This window comes from Desulfofundulus thermobenzoicus (genome assembly GCF_009428905.1).
Taxonomy (GTDB): domain Bacteria; phylum Bacillota; class Desulfotomaculia; order Desulfotomaculales; family Desulfovirgulaceae; genus Desulfofundulus_A; species Desulfofundulus_A thermobenzoicus.
In genome coordinates, this window is the sequence record NZ_WHYR01000019.1 from 23035 (window position 1) to 43010 (window position 19976).

Genomic DNA, 19976 nt, shown 5'->3' on the forward strand with positions numbered 1-19976 from the left:
AAAGGACATCTTCCCGGATGGCCGATCCTTCAAGAACCGGCCATCAATCCATATCAGCTGGCCAGCCAGCCGCCATCCACATAAATAATCTGACCGGTAATATAATCCGCACCGGGACCCGCCAGAAAAACAACCGTGGCTGCCAGATCGGCCGCCGTGCCGACACGCCCCATGGGGATACGCTGCTCAATCCATTGCCGGTGTTCGGGATCCTGGAAAAAGGGTTCGGTCATCTCCGTGCGAAAATAGCCCGGCCCAATGGCATTAACCTGTATATTATAAGGGGCCAGCTCCACCGCCAGCGCCCGGGTGAATTGCAGGACGCCGCCCTTGGAAGCGCTGTAGACAGTGGAACCGGCAATACCGATTTGACTGGCCAGGGAGCCGATATTGATGATTTTCCCCCTTCGCCGGCGGATCATATGGTTGGCCGCGGCCTGGGCCGTAAAGTAGAGCCCCTTGAGGTTCGTACCCATAATGGTATCGTAGTCCTTTTCGGCAACTTCCTGGATCCCTTTGGCAATCTCGGTACCCGCATTGTTTACCAGGATATCCAGACTGCCGTAATCCTTTACCACCCGGTCAATGATCTCCCGCATCAACGCCGGCCGGGTAACATCGGCCGGAAAGGCCGTCGCCCGTCCGCCGTCCCGGTGAATTTGCGCCACGGTCTTTTCCAGCGAATCAATCCTGCGCCCCACGCACACCACAAAGGCTCCGGCCGCGGCCAGCGCCGATGCGTAGCCGGCACCCAGCCCGCGGCCGGCACCGGTAACCAGTGCCACCCTTCCCTCCAAACCGAACCATTGCGTAAGCGAGCCTTGCATCACAAACCCTCCCGAAATTTTGAGTTGACAAAACGGCTGCGGTATTCGCTGGGGGAAACGCCCACATGACGGCGAAATACCCGGCTGAAGTAATTGGGATCGGCATATCCCACCGCACCGGCTATCTGGCTGACCGGCTGATCGCTGCGCACCAGCAGTTCCCTGGCCGCCTGCAACCTTAAACCGGTGAGGTAGTCCATTACCGTAACGCCCGTGACCTGTTTGAAGAGGCGGCTGAAATAAAAAGGGCTCAAAAACTGCTGCCGGGCAATTTGGGCCAGGGAAAGATCCTCGGCAAAGTGTTCGGACAGGAACTGTTTGGCCCTTTCAATTACCTGCACTTCATCGGCCGGCGGAGTGACCCCAAAAACCTCCCCGCAAATCATTTCCCATATTGCCTCCAGTTGCTTCTGATCCCGGGCTACCTGCATCTGCTGCACCCACTCCAGACCATAGCGGAACAAAACCCCCGGATCCCGGCCCGTTTCCATACACGCCCCCATTACCGCAGCCATAAACTCCAGCACCACTATCTTCAGGTGATTAACATCCGTCGCCGGTGTACCAATAATTTTCTCACGCATATTTTTCATCATCTGCCGCGCCGGTTCCACTTCACCGTTGACAATAGCCCGGCGCAGGTTTACCAATTGTTCGGTGGAGAAAAGGTGCGGGTCCGCCGATTCAAAATAATAAATAGCCGGCTCCCCACCCGTTCCCCTGTGTGTCAAGGCCTGGACGGCCTCCCGGTAGGACAGGGTGAGATGGCGCATATCGCCGTAAGGACGGCCCACCCCCACCACAAAGCCGGCACCCAGGCACTGTTCCAGCTGCTCTTTGGCCTCAACCAACCGGGACAGATCCTCCCCCGGGTCACCCCAGTGACGGCTGTTGATCAGCAAGGCCATCCCTTCGGCAACAAAGCAATACAGGCCGCCGTCACCAACAATTTCATCGAAGGCCTGTTCTATTTTTTTGCGCAGGGAAATTTTCCACAGTTCACTTCTCTGGTGCAATTCCCGAGCATCATATGTTTCCCACAGGGTCACATAGTTGGGCGGGTTTTCTATTCCCGAGCGCCTGGTCATTTCCCAGAGTTCCCTTAGATTTTCCACAATGCCAAAAAGCAGGCTGTAGGCCAGTTCCCGCCGCCGGCCCTTGCTCTCACCCATAGCCCCTGCCTCCACCCGTTTCAATGGGACAGCAAACCATATTTTACAGCCATTTGCCGGGCCGACGCATAGCCGGCATCGGCGTGGCGGAGAATACACATGCCCACATCACTGTATGTCACCCGGGCGGCCTTTTCAGCGGCCAGATCGGAGCCATCCACAATTACGGTCATTCCTGAGTGGACGGAATGGCCGATGCCCACACCCCCGCCCTGCTGGATGCTGACCAGGCTGGCACCGGATACGGCATTTAACAGTCCACCCAGCACCGGCCAGTCGGCAATGGCATCGCTGCCGTCAGGCATTTTTTCCGTTTCCCGCCAGGGGCTGGCGATGGATCCCATGTGGTCCCTGGTCAGAGCTACCGGAGCTGCCAGTTTTCCCTCCCGAAGAAACTCCGTAATGATATGCACCAGGCGCACCCTCTGCTCCAGGTTGAGCCAGCAGATGCGCGCCGGCAATCCCTGAAAGGGTATGCGGGCCTGCACAAATTTAATCCACCCGGCAATGCCGGTATTATCCTCAAACTCCTGCAGTATGGCTTCATCGATGGTATAGATATCCTCCGGTTTGCCGGAAAGGGCAACCCAGCGAAAGGGACCGCGCCCGGCGCAAAAATATTCCCTCAGATAGGCGGAAACAAAACCGGGTATCTCCAAAGCCTCCGGATAACCGGCCCGGGCGGCCTGCTGCCGGATATTGTTGCCGTAATCAAACACCACCGCCCCCCGGCGCATGAACTCCACCATGGCCTTTACATGCTGTACAATGCCCCGGCGACTGAACTCCAGATATTTTTCCGGATCGGCAGAGCGCAGCTGTATGGCTTCGTTGAAGGAAATACCCGGCGGGATATAGCCGTAAAGAAGGTCATGGGCCGCCGTCTGGTCCGTTACCACATCGGGCAAAAGGCTCCGGGACAATATTTCCTGGTAAACCTCGGCCGCATTGCCCACCAGCGCCACCGAGCAGGGTTCCTTCCGGGCCACCGCCCGCTGGACCAGCATCAAACCTTCGTCCAGATTTGATGCCTTAACCTGGCACAGGCTGTGGCGCAGCCGGCGGCTGACCCTGGTTTCATCCACTTCCACCACCAGCACCACGCCACCGTTATATTCCACCCCCAGGGGTTGGGCGGAACTCATACCGCCCAGGCCCGAGGTGAGCACCCAGCGCCCCCGCAGACTGCCGCCAAAATGCCGCCGGGCAATTTCACCGTAGGTGTTGGCCGTGCCCTCCAGCACACCCTGTACACCGATGTAGGCCCAGCAACTGGCAGTGGACTGGCCGTAGGCGGTCAAGCCCCGCCTTTCCAGGCGACGGAAGGTTTCCTCATCCGAATAGGCGGGCACCAGCAAAGAACCGGCCATAATCACCCGGGGGGCCAGGGGGGAAGTGGTAAACACCCCCACGGGCTTGCCCGACTGGATGAGCAGGGTCTGGTCGTTTTCCAGCTGCATCAGCCTTTCCTCTATTTGAGCCACGCTGGTCCCGTCCCTGGCCGCCCTGCCCGTACCCCCGTAAACAATGAGCTCCTCCGGATACTCGGCCACTTCCGGATCCAGGCTGTTCCGGAAAAGCCTTAACAAACCTTCCTGTTCCCAGCCCTTGCAACGCAAAAGGACATCCTCCCCTAAATGATCATGGATTGTTGGTCGTTAGCTTAAAAAGAATTAGTGATGCTTATTCCAGAAATAACCACTAATTTTAATCGCCTCTAAAAGAAAAGATCGTTTTTACAGGACACACCCGGAAAAAGTGCGTTGATCGTTGGACGTTGGGCGTCGGACGGAAATTCTGATCATTCAGTCCCGGTTGATGATCAAACGCCCCTCCTGGGCATCAACCAGAACATGATCATTATTTTTCACGTTCTGGTAAAAACCGGGATCGACCCGATCCACCAAAGGTATATCCATGATTATGGCCGAAGTGACCAGCACCGTGTCCGGATGCTGGATAACCAGCGCTTTGGGCGCATTCCCTTTCATGGCCAGCTGGTACAGGCCATCCGCCTGGACCACGGAACTGCCCTTACCCCCCGGAAAGACCAGTATTTTGCCGCCGACGCTTTCCCCTTCCAGGGGGTGCCCCTTTTCAATGACTTTCCCCGTTTCCGGTTCGCATAGATAAAAACAAATATCCGCACCGGAAATCAGAACGGGACCGCCGGCCCTTCCCCGGCAGATGGGATGACAGGAAAACTCCCGGCTTTCTTTCATTCCACTTCCCCCTTTATAGCGGCCCGCACACAATCGGTTATGCTACGCAAAACAAAGGACATGCCCCGCCTGCGGGCGTAATAGGCGCCCTTTAACGAATCGGTCACGCCCACCTTTCCCTCCAGAAAACGCCAGCAGGGCTGGTCGATGCAGGTATCCTCCACTATGTAACCACCGGCCTTTTCAATAATGGAAAGCAACCCCGTCCGCCGGGCCAGTTCCCTGGTGGTGGAAGAGGTCATAACCCAGAGGGGGGATTTCAACTGCTCCCCCTCCAGCAGGCGGGCGATGTGCCGGACCTGGTGCAACGTGAGATGGGGACAGCCGAACAGGGCAAAATCAATTTTCCCCGGCGGGCAGGACAGGGAATCCCTCACCTCATCCAGATCCCTGCGGCTGATGGTGACCTCCCTTAAGGGAGCGCGCCCGCCAAGGGCGGCCTCCAGAGCCGGTGCTTCCGGAGTGATGCCCACCACGTGATACATACCGTAAGCCCCGGCGGTGTTCAGCTCTGCGCCCAGGTTCATCAATGCCTCCGGAGTGGCCCCGGAAATGCCGGTAAAAACCGGCACACCGTGACCGATTTTGGGGGCACAATAGCCCAGCAGACGGAAATCAAAGTCGTCCCCCATTTCCGCCTCCACCCTGACCAGGATGTTACCCAACCGGTTTTCGGGCAATAGCAATCCGTATAAAGGAACACGGCCGGTAACGGCGGCGCAGAGGGCGCTCTGGGCGGATTCCCGGTTGCTCCGGGCGCCCCAGACGGCATTTACATAGGGAGTGGCGCTGGACTCGGAAAAAGCCACTATTTCCCCCTGGCGAGGGATATTTTCCATCAGATAGGGGGTACAGCTAAAGCTCAATGTGGCTCCGATTTGACGGTAGGCCTTCCTGGTTCTGGAGATCATCTCCATATCCTGGCCGGTAAGATCCGTTTTATCCAGAAAATACTCCAGGTGGAAACCGGGATTCACCGTAGGTGATACCCGGCAGCGGGCGCCGGCCTGCAGCAATTTTTCCACAAACCATAAATCCGCCTCCTGGTTGCTCAGTGCCACATGGGCCCGGCCAATCTCCACCATGCGTTCGGCATCAAAGGCCTCTCCCAGGGCTACCTGAACGCGCATGGCCAGGGCCACCCCTTCCCCGTATTTTCCATCCAGCATCTCCCGTTCAACGGATGTCAAATACACGTATTACACCCCTTCCTGTCCAAACTGGCTAACTGTACCGGCGCAAACGTTAAATTCCGCAGCTTTCCCACCATACTTAATAATCAATTTTAAAATGGGTTTCCCATTAATGGAAATGACTCATTGAATTATTAAGAAGTTAAAGTTCAGCAGGCTACGTTTGTTTCTCATAGAAACAAAAAGACGCTTTGAAGCTGCAGCACATCGGCCACATCGCCTGATGTTTCAAAGCGCCGTTGCATTCTGTATTTTAACTATTAAGGAAAGAGAATGATCAGGTGAGCGGGAAAAGTTAACTTGTACGCAAATACTCCATAAAACCATTTTGCCAGGATTTGGTGCGGCAGTGCAGTAAATGCAAAAGCAAAGAACAAAACTAACCGGTAAAAGCTACTATATCCAAACCGGATTTACTGATTGCTGGTTTACTGAATGCTACCATAGTTATTTTTTCTATATCCATTTTCTCTTTCCTCTAAAAATTTTTGCTCTGGTAGCACAATCTTGCCAAACCTTTACCGCCGCTTCACTCCAGATCCCCCACCTCATCCTCCACGGCCCGCAGCAAATGGCCCCCCTGCACCAGCGCCAGAGCCTTTTGCAGGTCCGGGTAAAGCACCCGGTCCCGGTCCAGGAAGGGAATCTCCGCCCGGATCACTTCGTAGGCCCGGGCGGTGCCCCGGCCCATATTGCGCCGCGGTCCCAGGTCGATGGCCTGGGCGGCACAGAGAAGCTGGATGGCCAGGATCTGCTGTACATTGTGGATGATCCGGCGGGCCTTGCGGGCCGCTATGGGGCCCATACTGACGTGATCCTCCTGGTTGGCCGAGGTGGGAATGGAATCTACGCAGGCCGGTGAGGCCAGCACCTTGTTTTCCGAAACCAGGGACGCCGCCGTGTACTGGGTGAGCATCAGTCCGGAATGAAGCCCGCCGTGGTTGGTCAGAAAGGCGGGCAGGCCGCTGGTGGCCGGGTCCAGCAGGCGGGCAACGCGCCGCTCGGCCACGCTGCCCAACTCGGCCACCGCCATACCCAGGAAGTCCAGGGCCAGGGCCAGGGGCTGGCCGTGGAAATTGCCCCCGGAGATTACCTCCACCTCCTCCGGGAAGAGCAAAGGGTTGTCTGTGGCGGAATTAATTTCGATTTCCAGCACGCCCCGCACATAGTCGATGGCGTCCAGGGTGGCGCCGTGCACCTGGGGCGTGCAGCGCAGGGTGTAGGCATCCTGCACCCGGGGCCCGGCGGAGCGGCTGGCAATTTCCCCTCCGGCCAGCAACTGCCTCAGGTGGGCGGCGCAGCGCACCTGGCCGGCATGGGGGCGCACCCGCTGCACCCGGGGGTCAAAGGCAATGACCAGCCCGTCCAGGGCTTCCACGGCCAGGGCGGCAGCAATGCTGGCCGTTTTGGCCATCAATTCGGCATCATATACCGCCAGGCAGCCTATGGCGCCCATGAGCTGGGTGCCGTTGATCAGGGCCAGGCCCTCCTTGGCCTGCAATGTGAGGGGCGGCAACCCGGCCACTGCCAGCGCCTTAGCGCCGCTGATCCTTTTTCCCCGGTATTCGGCCTCCCCCAGACCCAGAAGCACCAGGGCCACGTGGGCCAGGGGCGCCAGGTCCCCGCTGGCACCCACGGAACCCTGCTCGGGCACCACCGGGTGTACCCCCCGGTTTAGCAGCTGTAAAAGGTGCTCAACCACCAGGGGCCGCACGCCGGAATACCCCTTGGCCAGGGTATTGGCCCGCAAAAGCATCACTGCCCGCACAATCTCCCGGTCGAAGGGTTCTCCGGTGCCCACGGCGTGACTCATGACCAGGTTTTTTTGCAGTTGTTCCGTCTGGGCCGGGGAAATGACCACATTGCTGAACTTGCCGAAACCGGTGGTAATGCCGTAGACCACCTGCTTTTCCGCCACTATCTGCTGCACCATCCGGCGGGATTTTTCCATGGACAGGCGGGCCGCCGGCTCCAGAAAAACCGGGGCGTGCTGCCGGGCCACCCGGACCACCTGCTCGATGTCCAGGCTTTCCCCGTCCAGGCTTACTTTTTCTACCGCCCCTTCACCCGCCGTGGATCTGGCCAGGGCCATTTTAAGACCTCCCCTATTCTATAACAAATGGGCAATGGCTCCCATCTTGGACGCGCTGCCGGAGCGGCGTAGGCGGTACGGATATCTAAAAGTGGCGCCATATCGCCGGTATGGGAGCCCGGGGCAAAAACAAAAGGAGCCGCTTTTTACACGCATACCGTAGGATGCGTGTCAGGCAAGCTCCCTCATGACTAATAGCTTTGAGCTCGTTTATTTACTTAAACAATCATATCCGGACCGCTGGAATTTGTCAACGGGAAAAACAGGCGCGTAACCCAAGGGGAAACGCCGTGCCGCGCTGCTAAAGTTCCCCTTTCAAGCCGATTTCATCCGCAACTTTTTGCATCCCCTTGATGGTTTCGGCGATCAGTTCATCCAGGTTCATGCCCAGTTTTTCCGCCCCGGCCTCAATAACTTCCCTGTTCGCCCCGGCGGCAAAACTTTTCTGTTTCCATTTCTTTTTCACCGATTTTACCGTCAGATCCATTATGCTTTTATTCGGCCGGACCAGGACCGTCGCCGTGATCAGGCCCGTCAGCTCATCGATGGCGTACAACACCTTTTCCATTCTTTCCACCGGTTCCACATCGGAGCAGATTCCCCAACCGTGGCTGACTATGGAGCGGATATACTCTTCCGGCCACTGCCTGTCCGCCAGTATTTCCCGCACCTTCTGGCAATGCTGCTCCGGGTACCTTTCATAGTCCAGATCATGGACCAGGCCGATAATCCCCCATTTTTCCACATCCGGCTCCCCGAACAGCTCCGCAAAATGCCGCATCACCGCCTCCACGGCCAGGGCATGCTTGATCAGGCTTTCGTTCTGGTTGTACTCCTTTAAAAGGGCAAGGGCTTCTTCGCGGGTGACATGACCATTTTCCATTAATTTTCTCCTTCCTTCGTCAGGGAAATAATAGCGGTATCCGACACGACCGCCGGTAATTTCGCGCGAGGTTTCCGGGAAAGTTCCCGGTTCCCGCCGTAAGGAACAATTTGCCGGCTCCTTTATTCTTTTGACTACAGTTTACGCCGTATCCGCAGGGTAAAGAGGCACACGGAGGAACCGTCTCCGCCTGCACTTATCTTCCTGTATAGGCACACATGCCCACCCGGGGAGAGTTGACCACCGGCAAGAGCATTTCCTCACCACATTCATGCTCACCAGCACATTTCTGACACAAACATCCTCCACCATCGTAAAAACAATTAATACATACCAGTGTAGCCGCTGCCCCGCATTTTTCGCAATTAAGCAAAGGCGGTTCATTCCTGGCCAGGATTTGGATGTCTTCATAATCCAGGCCTTCCTCATCATCATTCTTAATTGCCGTTTTTATTTCCCCATCCAGGCGGTCTATTGATAATACCCGCAGGGCCAGTTCGGTAGTGGTGCCAAAATCATATTCATGGTGAAATCTGGTTCCCGGCCCAAGCACATCTGCCAGGGAAATATTCATATCTCTATCGTTGCCAAAAAAGTCAAAGAGATCCTCATCCATTTCACTGACATACCTTACGCCCTGGATAACGAACTGGCTCAAATGACCACAACATTCCAGCCAGATATCCCTCAGAAACTGGTCCAGTTCATTGAGAGTTGCTTCGCTTTTCACCAGCAGGTGCAGCCAGTATTCAGGATTATAGCGGCCCTCAACAACAATATGAAAATATTCTTCCGGTACCACCATTTCCGGAGAAGATAATAGATATTTCTTTTTGCATATGGACAAGTGTTTGGTCATCCCTGATTTACCATAGATGCTGCCACATAAATAACACTTGCCGCTCGTTTGGGGTTTTGTTCTTCTCTGCCTTCCCACGCTTAACACCTCTTTATGGCTTTTGGCCGGTGTTTTCCCCGGCAAGCAGCTCCCGTATATCAGCGGGCAGGGGGGCTTCGGCAGTTATCATCCCGAGATCATTATATCATAAATAGTTGTCACGTTCCTGGCTAAAAACCAATCTTCCGGTACTCTTCTTCAATAATATTTTTCAGCACAAGTGCCACCGCTCCCGCAGCCGCCGCTGCACGTGGGCCGCCGCGGCCGTACCCTGTAGCTTGAGGAAACGGCCGGTGCAGGCCGCCACGGCCCCCCAGAACGGGTAAACGGCCATGATCATCCCCCAGTGAACCGCCAGATGGTGGTTACGGGGAAGGCGCCTAGATCAGCTGGAGCCCGTCAATGCGCAGGGATTCAAGTCCCCGTGGTGCGTTGAACCAGACCTTCATTAGAATCGTAATAATCTTTTCCCGGTTGCCCCGTATGGCGGTACCGCCAATGGAAACCTTATCCTTTAAAAGCTCCTCCAGCGTTGTGAATATGGTGGAGCGATCATTACCGTCCAGGACGAGCCCGGCCGTTTGGTAAGCCGCTGCTTGAGCCACTGGATGGCCGTAGCCTGTCGGTGACACACAATTGCAGTTGCCAGGACCTCCCTTACGGTCATGCGCTTCCTGTCGTACTCCGCCGCCTGGTCCGGCAGGAAGTACATGCCGTCCCGCTCGGGAAAACGCCGGGCCAGCCCCCGGTAGAACCCCGCCGCCGACAGCGGTACGGTCACACCGTGCCGGACGTGAAAGGAAAAGGTTTTCTAAAATTTTGGATCTTGACATATAAAAATATATTTATGTAATGCTAGTGATATTAGTTAAGCATTAACAGCTACCGGTACCGAAATACCAAGTTTATTGGCCACAGGGGTGTAAATATCTATATTTTCCTCAGTTGTCGAAATCGAAACGATTAGACTGTAACGGCTCCGGCGGTTCCACCGGCCCAGGTAAGCTCTTTCACGCCACCATCCAGTGACAGGATAAACGGCGATCACGTTTGAAGCAGCAAGTTCCGCGGCCGTACCCAGCCATATGTCCGAATGAATTGAACCTTTATTCCGGCCGTTGGCCCCTATCACCCAGTGATCCGATGCACTTTTTGTTCCGGGATGCCCTTCTTCCTCCGCGCGGACCGCAGCATTAATACGCCTGAGAAAATCCTTTGTCCTTTCATTTGGAGACTTAACATCGAAGCGCAGTGCATGGGAGGCATAGCGGTAACGATCCTTCCAGCCAATCTCCCCCGGACCGGGCTCAATAAAATAGGAGAGAGTAATACGCATTTGTACCTGCACGTTATCTGGTAACGCAATTAATACTTCTTTTGGCCAAGGCAGTTCATAAAGATGCATTTCTCTGGTTTTATAACCTGATCCATTTTTCTTTCTGTCAAAAGGTTGAATTTCCTCTTGCGCAATTAGAGTAAGTGAATTCGAAGCACTGTAAAGTGCTCGTTCGAGGCTAGGCACGCCATATCCACAGATACGAAGGAGCCTTGCCCAGGAAGTTTTTGATTGATCCGGCAAAAATCGTGCTTTAAGCGCCTCCGTCCATTCAGCTGAATGTACTATCAGGGCACGTACGGTCTCCGGCCAGATGTCAGGATATTCATTTTGAATCTGGGCGGCCAACCATGCTGCCTGGGCCGTAGAGGCACTGGTCATATTGAAACCGTAGAAGTAACGTGTTGCCGGATCGCGATACGTGGAAAGAAGAGAAAGATCATCGCTTTCATCATAAAAACCCTGTCCATCATGTGCCAGATTACCTCCCTCCATGACGATCTCCGGCTTGATTGGCCACCTGTTATCCCAGGTAAAGGATGTCGTCGTGAACGGAGAGAGCTCTCCCGAACGTACAAGAGGAACAAAACCATTTAGCGCCGGATCCCGGATTTCGTCCAATTCCGTGTAGGCTCCAACAGTTAAAACATTCCACGCCTGTCCGGGATCATGAATGGAATCGGTCAATTGAGCATCCGGGTAATTTAACGCAGCATTCAAATCACTCACGTTTCCCGCACAAACAATGAAAAGGCGCTTTAAATCGTCATCCGCTCCCGATGACAGTTGATCGAGCCTGGCGGACCAGGAACTGGGACGACCTCTGTCCCTTGTATCCGTTGCCGATACCGCCAGGCAAAATATGCGTTTTCTACCGACTGCCTGAATTTCAGCTCTGCTCACACCCTGTGCGGTAATAAAACCCCACAATTCTTGAGCGTTTTGCGCTGGCGGGCGGGGAAGGATTTTAACGGATTCAAGGGAGTGCCTTAGCCGAATGGCTTCTTGTTTAGCCAGGCAATCAGTTAAATCCCCGTAAGCTACAATTCCAGCCATGAGAGTTCCATGCCCATCATGATCATCTATACCCCAAACCGGATTCACTGTCAGACAGTCTTCATCTTTTAATACCGGCTGTAGAAGTGGGTGTCCATTATTAACCCCGGTATCAAGAATACAGACCGCAACCCTTGAATCACTTTCAACCTGAATGCGTCCGAGTAAATCACGCACCCATTCCGCCTGCTCGCGATTCTCCATCCGCAACCAAAAGGCAGCCGTGTCCTTTGCCCGGCGGTACTCCGCAATATCGTCTGAAATAGCAGTCAACCTCTCCAGATCCTGTCTGTTCGCCAGGATAACCTTGACCGTTCTTTCGGGAAATCGAATAAAACCACTGGTGGCTTTTATCCCTTCACGTTCAAGCAAAGCCTCGAAACGCTGACGGACTTCATCCCTATCACTGCTCAACCACACTTCACACCAGGCTTTTTCACCGGCAGGCATCAAATCCCGGTTATCCTGCCAGAAGGATTCGACTAAAAGCGCTTTGCGCAGGTCGGCAATACTGTTCACCAGATCAGCATTCTTAGGCTTTCCACCTGGAGTAACTTGTAATGCGTACTCTTCGATCTTTTTCAAGAAATGACGCTTTTTCTCATGCGCCACGTAGACGGTGGCATAAGTAACACGCTCATCCCCTTCCCCTTCAGTGCGTACATTTAGCAGGCGCACTTTTTTCGAACGCAAGTCTTCCAAGCTTTTGATAACGAGATCGGCACCGAGATCGCTTTTAAATTCAATATAAACTCCATTCCGATCTACATGATGTACAGCCTGCTCGGCCTCAGCTTCCTGCCAGGCCTCAATGAATCTTTGCATCAAGTATTCACTATGTGTCTGCCGATTTCGAGAGGGTATCCGCTTTTTCGTCCCGCCTGAAGACGGACTGGTAAATGGTTCTATACCAGGATGATCAACCAGAAAAAGATGTCGAAACCGTTCCCCCGCCACGACTACCTATTCCCCCCTGATCTGGTATGCCTCCTGCCTCTCATTTAGCAACTCCGTTAAACTTTTGAGGGTAACACGGTTTTTGCTTTGCAAAACGGCCAATTTAATGGCATCCCGACAAGCCCGGTCGATTTCTGCGTGGCTTAGTCCCGAAGCCACATCGACTGCTTTTTTCAGTGAGAAATTCTTATTATAATAAGTACCCAGCAAGTTTGCAATCAAACGCGATCGTTCTTCCTTTCCTGGCAGGTCGTAATGGAGCACATCATCAAATCGTCTAAACAGCGCCCGGTCAAGCAGGCGTGGATTATTCGTAGCCGCCACAATCAGGTTATCAGAAGGGTCGTTCTCAATGAATTGCAGAAAGGCATTCAAAACACGGCGCATCTCACCCACGTCATTTTCCAGGCTCCGCTCTCCACCAATAGCGTCAAATTCATCAAAGAGATATACCCCGGGCACTTCCCGTATATGATCGAAAATCTGCCTCAGTTTAGCGCTGGTTTCCCCCATAAATTTTGTTACCATACGATCCATCTGAACCATGTGAAGGGGTTGCTTTAATTCAGAAGCGAGCACTTTGGCGGTCATGGTTTTGCCAGTTCCTGGTGCTCCGGAGAGCAAAATCTTGCGTCTATGGGTAAGGCCATGGCTTTTAAGTTTGTTTTGCTGGCGGAATTCCAGGATGATTCGCTCAACTCTGGCCTTCATATCCTTGCTCAAAACCAGAGCCTCCAGAGGCACCGCCGGTTTTTCCGAAATAATTAACCCACTTAGTTCATTTGGGAATTTTATGACAACCGCCGGTTTTGATTTTGCTCTGTCCACCAGTTGGCGTATCTCATGTGCGAGTTCGGTATGCCCGTGGCGCGCTTCGTGCGCCGCTACCTGCAAAGCCGTGGTGATAAATTGTTCCTGTTCTTCGTTCAAGTGTGAGCGAATCAGCGCCTTTATCTGTTCAGCCGTGGCCATTTCGTTTCAGCCTCCCTTCCGTTTCATTATATCCAGGTTTTATTCAGACGTTTCTTGTCGTTATTCCTCCCCCATTCGCGTCAACGCCTGGTCGTACCACATCAGCAGTTTCGGGTCTTCCTGGAGGACATTCTCCGAGATCTTGCGGGCCAGCTAATTATTTCTGACTAATCCCGCAACATTACCAGTTCCTCGTCCAGCCCCAGGCGTAACACCTCCAACCGGGAAGATGCGGCCAGAGCGCCATCTGCGGCCGCCGGCTGAAAGCGAAACGGAAACAGCCCCGGACTTTCCAGGACAGTTTTCAACGGCGCCCGGCCACCGGGCAATGTATGCAGAAAGGCCTCGATCAACCAGGCAAAAAGGCCGGGATTTTCTATCATCAAGGACATTCCCTGACTGTAGACACCTTTCGTACCGGACTCTTTGAGCACCCCCCAGTCCACGTAAGAGCGCAGCACGCGCCGCGCCGCTCTGGATACCGTCTCCCGTTCCCCGTAATGTTCCCGCAGCCGCCGCTGCACGTGGGCCGCCGCGGCCGTACCCTGCAGCTTGAGGAAACGGCCGGTGCAGGCCGCCACGGCCCCCCAGAACGGGTAAACGGCCATGATCATCCCCCAGTGAACCGCCAGATGATGGTTACAGGGAAGGCGCCTGATCAGCTGGAGCCCGTCAATGCGCAGGGATTCAAGTTCCCGTGGTGCGTTGAACCAGACCTTCATAAGAATCGTAATAATCTTTTCCCGGTTGCCCCGCACGGCGGTGCCGCCAATGGAAACCTTATCCTTTAAAAGATCCTCCAGCGCTGCGAATATGGTGGAGCGATCATTACCGTCCAGGACGAGCCCGGCCGTTTGCTCAAGCCACTCCAGGCGGACCCGCTGGCTGAAGCCGATTTGATCTGTGCGGAGGTTCATTCCATTCCCCTTCCTCCGGCCGCAGGTGTCCCGGCCGTATTTACGGGGACGCAGGTAGATCCGGCGGGCAACTTTTCGATTTGCACCAGCGGGACGATGACCTCCTCGATGGAAAGGCCACCATGACAGACCACCCGCTCGCCCCGGCGTACAAAAGCCTGTCTGGCCGGGGCAATAAGAGGTAGATAGTTTTCGGGCAGGCCCACCGGCGGCCATTTCAGGGCTTCCGGGAACCGGCCGTGCACCTGATCGCGTAACAGGGCGTCCGCAAAAACGCGCACCCGCTCCCCGCGCAGGTCGGCCACCGCCCCTTCCGCCGGGCGGCCGCATCCACCGGCCTCGATATTGCCGTGGTCAGAAGTCAGAAAAACCTGGAATCCCCGCTCCAGCAAAAACTCCAGCAGATCCGTCAGGTATGGCTGCCGGGCCCACTGGCGCACCTGGTTATGCATGCCGGCGGTGCCCAGTTCCATACCATGCATGATTTTATCCACCTTGTCGACGACCAGCCCGGCGACTCTCACCCCGGGTTTGGAAAGCAGATCCATGACGTTCTGCAGTGTACCATCCCCCAATCCCCTGGCGTAAACAACATTATTTTGGGTCAGCCCCTGATCCACCCAGAACTGCGCCCACAGCGCAGGCTCCCGGTCGGTGGTATGGATGCTGTCCGGATACAGGACGGGCGGCCGGCCGGCGAACACGGCCTGCCGGCAGACCGCTGTAATGGTGGGAATCCAGGCAAAAACGGTGTTTTCACGGAAGCGGAGATCATGCCGCCTTAATGTCAGCGCCTCCCGAAGGGTAATCCACTGGTCGAGAGAAAGCCCGTCCAGCACAAGCAACGCTATTTTTCCTTGCGGATTCTCTTCCAGATAACGGGCCAGATAACGCGGAACGTGATGAAGCATAACCGGAGGCGCCGGCGGCAAATTGCCCAATCCCGCATAGCGCCCGGCCAGCCAGGCGGTAAAGGCGGCATCCACCTGTGATTGCAGTTCCCTGAAATCCCGGTTTTCCCCTGTACCGGCACTATCATTTACTTCCCCCAGCCCGTGGATCAGTGCGGTCAATTCCGCCCACCCCCGGGCGAAACGCAACCAGTCCCTGTGCCTTGCATTTCCGGCCGGAATGGACGAACGGAGATTTTTCATCAACCCGGCCAGGCGGCGCAACCTGTCCCCCGCGGGATCGGTGCGCACGCCAATGCCCGCCCAGGTCCCGGACAGGGCCCCTGCAGCCTTATGGGGCAGGGGCTGGAGCAGCCGTTCAAGGAACAGGTTGTCGAGATAGACCCGGACATCCCCGTCGTCAAAGGGCAGGTCCAAGGGGCCGGCAAATGCCAGCCCGTAAGGTTCCCCGGTTTCCCGTGCACGGGCCAGCCCTTCCCCGGCCAGTCGATCGAGAAACAGCGGCCAGCGTTCCTGCAGGAAGGCGAAAAAGTTCTCCCGGTCCGGGACGATGGTTTCCAGCGGCCAGCAGTGAAAAGCATCATTCTGCCGCAACAGTTGAACGAACCGCTCATCGATAACCGCCGGTACGCGCTGCCCGCGGTAGTGGCGGCGGAGAAGCACCCGGAGCAGGTCCTTCGGCTCTTTGATGAACTCCGGCGTGATCTCAAAGACATGGCGGAGGATGAATTCCTTCGTGGCGTTATCGCCGAGCTGACCGGGCGCGTATTTTTCCTGGGCCTCATACAGGGCATCCATGTCCCCCCGGTCCAGGGCGGCCACCACCGGGTAGCTCAGGTGGGGAAAAATTTCCCCGAGACTGAAATAAAGTTTGCGGCCCACCTGAAGCAGATCATACGGCAAAGAGTCCAGATCCCCTTCCCCGGACCGCAACAAAACCACCAGGTCCGTCTCCTCACCCCGGTCCCAGCGGGAACGGAATCCGGATTCGTAGGTATAACGGAAGGAAACGGGATCCTCGAAGGGGATTACTTCAAAGCCCCGCCCGCGGATGCCCTCCAGGATCCCTTCCTCCAGCAGAAGGCCGTCCGGGTCGGCCACCAGGGTAAGCCGGGCCACGCCGGGGGTGAATTCCTGAAGAATGTGATCGCGCCAGCTGGTCATGGGTGTCTCCTTATTGAACTATCACAATTAATAAAAGTCGTTCCGACCGGCCGCCTTATCCGACAGACAATACCTCAATAAACGAAGACTTGACATGGTTACCCATCCTCCCCCATTCTGGTCACCGCCTGGTCGTACCACATGAGCAGTTTCGGGTCTTCCTGGAGGACATTCTCCGGGATCTTGCGGGCTACAGTAATGATTGTGATATAATCCTTCTCCTGCCAGGCCTTTTTGAAACCGGCGCGCACCGCCTCCAGGCGGAACACCCTGAGGCGGCGCTGGGATGAGGCCCTGTACTCCTCGAACTCCCGCAACAGGGCCCGCTCGCGTAGCTTTTCCAGATCGCCCGCTTTGTTGGGGTCGGGTACGTACCAGCGGTCCTTTGCCGCGCGAAGGAGTTCCGGGTTGCCGGTTTCCAGCCGGCCGTTATCCTCCACCGCCCGGCCGGCGGCTATTTCCGCCTGGATAATACCGCGCAGCTTCTCGCTCTGCTTCATCCAGGAGACGAGCTGGGGCGGGATGGGGCCTTTTTCGTTGTATACCAGAAAGTTCTGCTCCAGCAGTTCCTTTAACTCCAGGGGCTTCTCGTGCTTCTGCCAGCCGCCGATTTCCCGGAGGAACTGCGGGAAAAGTTCCTGGAAAGTCTGGGGCTTCCTGGTGAGCTGCTGTTTGAGCCACTGGATGGCCGAGGCCTCGTCGGTGACATATAATTGCAGCTGCAGGACCTCCCTTACGGTCATGCGCTTCCGGTCGTATTCCGCCGCCTGGTCCGGCAGGAAGTACATGCCGTCCCGCTCGGGGAAACGCTGGACCAGCCCCTGGTAGAACTCCGCCGCCGAAAGCGGTACGGTCACACCGTGCCGGACATGGAAGGAAACCATGCGGTCGAAAAGCATGTAGTTGAGCCGCTCGGCAATGACCTCGGCCTTGTCGTCCCTGGCCACAAATACGGGCAATTGCTTTAAGTGGGAGCGGACAAAATCCCAGACGCCTTCTTCGGTGCCGGCCGTCAGTTTAAACCGCTGCTCCAGGCCGCCGTTGGGCTTATATGCGGAAATAATAATGTCCTGCTTGACCGCTCCCGCCGCTGTCACTTGCTTGAATGTACCCTGTTTTTTATCCAGCGTCCGCACATCGGCAACCACAAAGCCCGCGGCCTGGAGCGCCTCCTGGATGGCGTTCCACACCCTGTTTTTGGAATTGTGGAATTCCACCGTCATCCAGCGGCCCGGTTTGAGCACACGGTAATATTCCTGAAAGCAGCGGGTCATGAGCTGCTGGTATTCCACAGGCCCCTTACCCTGCACTTTGTTCTCGATGGCTTCGGGCCTGTTATTGGTGAAAACCCTGAGCCAGGCTTCCCAGAGGAAATTGAGTTCTGAATACATCAGGTTGCCGCCAAAGGGCGGGTCAGTGAAAATGTAATCAATACACGAAGAGGGAAGGCCGTTAGTTGAAACATCTGAAATACTATGCATTACCTGTGACAATGTATTTCTTCTTAGCTCTCGGTTGATCATTCTTACAAGTTTTCCTGATAAAATGTACTCGGGTGAAACCTCCACTTGTTGCGATCCGATGTAAAGTGTCCCGCTTAGATATTGGTTAACCTGCGAAAAATGCGTTGGAACATACCTGGATAGCTTACAAAAACCCAGGCAGGCGTACTGAATAAAAAATTTACACAGACCTTTCAAGGAGGAATGCTCCGCACCAGTATAAAGCACCCCCAGCACCCACAAATTCCGCTTTGTATAAAAATGATGCACATGGGTAAAACCGTGCGAAATAATCGGCTGCTGGGTATTATAGCCCTCAGGCATCCGGTCGGTGGGAAACCAGTACGGTATATCGAATTCCTCAATTTTCTCAATCAGGGCCAGGTCAAAGGCATCGGGCTTCTTCTCGTAACGCTTATTGCCCACGGAATAGTTGATCAACACGGGCACCTGCTTGGCCTGGCGGACGGTTTCGCCGACGGCTTTGTCAAACCGCGTCACCCAGGCCCTTTCCAGGCGGCGCTTGGTGAGCCGGGCGGTGCAGTGGGGGCAGGGAAATTCGTCATGAACCCTGCCCGCATCCTTATCCACCGCCGCTTCCCAGAAGACCACCTCCCGGGCGCATTCCGGGCAGACGAAAACATCGGACCAGACGGTATAGTTGATGGTTCCGAGTATCGGGTTATGAGTTCCGGGTTTGGAGCCATCAGTCCGGAGCCGGTGGATCAGTATGCGGACATCGGCGGCGGATCCGGCATGGCGAATCATCTCTGCCAGCCTGTTTACTTCGGCCTCCGCCGAACAATCGTCTCCCGCCCCGGAACCGGAAACCGGCAACTCCAAACCCGTAGCTCGCAACGCTGGACTCGCAACTGCCAGCTCCGAATCCGCAGCCCGCAGCTCCGAACCAGCAACCAGCGTAGCATACATCCAGCCGCACTCATCCTCTACTTCGGCAAGAATGCGCCGGGCTTCGCGTTCAAAAGCCTCCACATCCACCGGCGTGTTATAGTTGTAGGCAATGAAAGTGGCGGCGGGCGAAAGGTCGTTCAATACGGCCCGGCGCGCCCCCAGCTTCGAGAAGGGCCTCCAGAATGTCCTGGCTTTCCCGTCTGTTCCTTCCTGCGTTTCCTGTTGATAAACGATGCCATTTTCATCCACCATGTAACCCAGGGACTCCACCGTGGCCCTGTCGCCGCATAGCTGGGCCGCCACGCCGGTCATCCCCGTCCCGCAGAAGCCGTCAAAAACAATATCCCCCGGTTCCGTATAATGTAAGATATAGCGCATAATCGCCTTGTGTGGCACCTTAGTGTGGTAGGAGTGGGCGTTGTAGATGGGGTCGTTCTTCCCCTCGCTCACATCCGCCGCAAAGGGTTCCCGGCGGTAGTCGTCCGCAGCGGGGTTGTAGGGCCTGCCGTAACACCTGATGAAATCTTCAATGAACGGGTTCGGGCAGGCAGTGTAATACGGCGGGTCGGACAGGGCCAGGATGTCCTCCATCTTCCCGTGGGGAAAGCCGGCCTCGTCCTTGTAGAGGCTGAGCAGGTCGCAGGATGCCGGCTCCTTTCCCCGGGCCGCGCGGGCGGCAGCGGCGATGCGCGCGGCCAGTTCCCGGATGCGCTCTTCATCACCAAAGGGCCAGTGCTGAAAAGACTTCAGGCGCGTCACGGTGTCCTCAACACCGGTAAAAGGGACACCCCCCAGCTTTTCTTGCAGCTCTTCGAGCCCGGCGCGGAGCTTTTCCAGAAAATAATTCCGCCGTTCTTCATCGCTGGCGAAGGTCATCCCCAGACACTCCACCGAATTTCGTTCCGAGTTGTGAGTTTCGAGTTCCGGGTTAAACAGGGAGAGTTGTTTCATTTATTCCTGGC

General features: G+C 55.7%; 15 protein-coding genes. All 15 read right to left on the bottom strand.

Features of this window, described 5'->3' with window-relative positions; genetic code table 11:
* Positions 1–53: 53 nt before the first annotated feature.
* The 15 genes from GFC01_RS08495 to GFC01_RS08560 all read right to left on the bottom strand — a co-directional run bounded on the left by GFC01_RS08495 (position 54) and on the right by GFC01_RS08560 (position 19965).
* The gene (locus tag GFC01_RS08495; protein ID WP_152946205.1) at positions 54–827 is read right to left on the bottom strand and encodes an SDR family NAD(P)-dependent oxidoreductase; all 774 of its coding nucleotides are present in this window, start codon (positions 825–827) and stop codon (positions 54–56) included.
* Entirely contained in the window at positions 827–1999 is a 1173-nt protein-coding gene (locus GFC01_RS08500) for a helix-turn-helix domain-containing protein (RefSeq protein ID WP_152946207.1), read from the bottom strand. Before GFC01_RS08500 ends, GFC01_RS08495 begins: the two co-directional genes overlap by 1 nt.
* Positions 2000–2019: 20 nt before the next feature.
* On the bottom strand, positions 2020–3618 hold the full coding sequence (hutU, locus tag GFC01_RS08505; RefSeq protein WP_152946208.1) for a urocanate hydratase: 1599 nt from the start codon (positions 3616–3618) through the stop codon (positions 2020–2022).
* Positions 3619–3804: 186 nt separating this feature from the next.
* Positions 3805–4221 carry an aconitase X swivel domain-containing protein gene (locus GFC01_RS08510; RefSeq protein ID WP_152946210.1) on the bottom strand — a complete coding sequence of 139 codons (417 nt, stop codon included), beginning with the start codon at positions 4219–4221 and terminating at the stop codon, positions 3805–3807.
* Entirely contained in the window at positions 4218–5417 is a 1200-nt protein-coding gene (locus GFC01_RS08515) for an aconitase X catalytic domain-containing protein (RefSeq protein ID WP_341473849.1), read from the bottom strand. Before GFC01_RS08515 ends, GFC01_RS08510 begins: the two co-directional genes overlap by 4 nt.
* 526 nt (positions 5418–5943) lie before the next feature.
* On the bottom strand, positions 5944–7506 hold the full coding sequence (gene hutH, locus GFC01_RS08520; protein WP_152946212.1) for a histidine ammonia-lyase: 1563 nt from the start codon (positions 7504–7506) through the stop codon (positions 5944–5946).
* A gap of 301 nt (positions 7507–7807) precedes the next feature.
* The gene (locus GFC01_RS08525) at positions 7808–8389 is read right to left on the bottom strand and encodes an HD domain-containing protein (protein WP_152946214.1); all 582 of its coding nucleotides are present in this window, start codon (positions 8387–8389) and stop codon (positions 7808–7810) included.
* A gap of 196 nt (positions 8390–8585) precedes the next feature.
* Positions 8586–9236 (bottom strand): IS1096 element passenger TnpR family protein, encoded by a 651-nt coding sequence (locus GFC01_RS08530; protein WP_207707594.1) that lies wholly within the window; start codon positions 9234–9236, stop codon positions 8586–8588.
* 262 nt (positions 9237–9498) lie between these two features.
* Positions 9499–9621 carry a hypothetical protein gene (locus GFC01_RS19740; protein ID WP_279233451.1) on the bottom strand — a complete coding sequence of 41 codons (123 nt, stop codon included), beginning with the start codon at positions 9619–9621 and terminating at the stop codon, positions 9499–9501.
* A 46-nt stretch (positions 9622–9667) separates the two neighbouring features.
* Complete coding sequence (locus GFC01_RS08535; protein WP_152946218.1) at positions 9668–9892, bottom strand: hypothetical protein; 225 nt, start codon at positions 9890–9892, stop codon at positions 9668–9670.
* A 263-nt stretch (positions 9893–10155) separates the two neighbouring features.
* Positions 10156–12636, bottom strand: a complete 2481-nt coding sequence (locus GFC01_RS08540) for a S8 family peptidase (RefSeq protein WP_341473850.1) — start codon at positions 12634–12636, stop codon at positions 10156–10158.
* Between the two features lie 6 nt (positions 12637–12642).
* A complete protein-coding gene (locus GFC01_RS08545) occupies positions 12643–13608 on the bottom strand; it encodes an AAA family ATPase (RefSeq protein ID WP_152946220.1) in 966 nt (321 codons plus the stop codon).
* Between the two features lie 167 nt (positions 13609–13775).
* Positions 13776–14525: a hypothetical protein gene (locus GFC01_RS08550; RefSeq protein WP_152946222.1), complete on the bottom strand. Its 750-nt coding sequence runs from the start codon at positions 14523–14525 to the stop codon at positions 13776–13778.
* On the bottom strand, positions 14522–16600 hold the full coding sequence (gene pglZ, locus GFC01_RS08555; RefSeq protein ID WP_152946224.1) for a BREX-3 system phosphatase PglZ: 2079 nt from the start codon (positions 16598–16600) through the stop codon (positions 14522–14524). The genes GFC01_RS08550 and pglZ overlap by 4 nt, the downstream gene beginning before the upstream one ends.
* Before the next feature lie 98 nt (positions 16601–16698).
* Positions 16699–19965, bottom strand: a complete 3267-nt coding sequence (locus tag GFC01_RS08560) for a DNA methyltransferase (RefSeq protein WP_152946226.1) — start codon at positions 19963–19965, stop codon at positions 16699–16701.
* Between the last annotated feature and the right edge of the window lie 11 nt (positions 19966–19976).

Excerpts from the sequence above, each read along its gene's own strand:
- GFC01_RS08495 (WP_152946205.1), bottom strand. The coding sequence starts at position 827 with ATGCAAGGCTCGCTTACGCAATGGTTCGGTTTGGAGGGAAGGGTGGCA.
- GFC01_RS08500 (WP_152946207.1), bottom strand. The coding sequence starts at position 1,999 with ATGGGTGAGAGCAAGGGCCGGCGGCGGGAACTGGCCTACAGCCTGCTT.
- GFC01_RS08510 (WP_152946210.1), bottom strand. The coding sequence starts at position 4,221 with ATGAAAGAAAGCCGGGAGTTTTCCTGTCATCCCATCTGCCGGGGAAGG.
- hutH (WP_152946212.1), bottom strand. The coding sequence starts at position 7,506 with ATGGCCCTGGCCAGATCCACGGCGGGTGAAGGGGCGGTAGAAAAAGTA.
- GFC01_RS08525 (WP_152946214.1), bottom strand. The coding sequence starts at position 8,389 with ATGGAAAATGGTCATGTCACCCGCGAAGAAGCCCTTGCCCTTTTAAAG.
- GFC01_RS19740 (WP_279233451.1), bottom strand. The coding sequence starts at position 9,621 with ATGGCCGTTTACCCGTTCTGGGGGGCCGTGGCGGCCTGCACCGGCCGT.
- GFC01_RS08545 (WP_152946220.1), bottom strand. The coding sequence starts at position 13,608 with ATGGCCACGGCTGAACAGATAAAGGCGCTGATTCGCTCACACTTGAAC.
- GFC01_RS08550 (WP_152946222.1), bottom strand. The coding sequence starts at position 14,525 with ATGAACCTCCGCACAGATCAAATCGGCTTCAGCCAGCGGGTCCGCCTG.
- pglZ (WP_152946224.1), bottom strand. The coding sequence starts at position 16,600 with ATGACCAGCTGGCGCGATCACATTCTTCAGGAATTCACCCCCGGCGTG.
- GFC01_RS08560 (WP_152946226.1), bottom strand. The coding sequence starts at position 19,965 with ATGAAACAACTCTCCCTGTTTAACCCGGAACTCGAAACTCACAACTCG.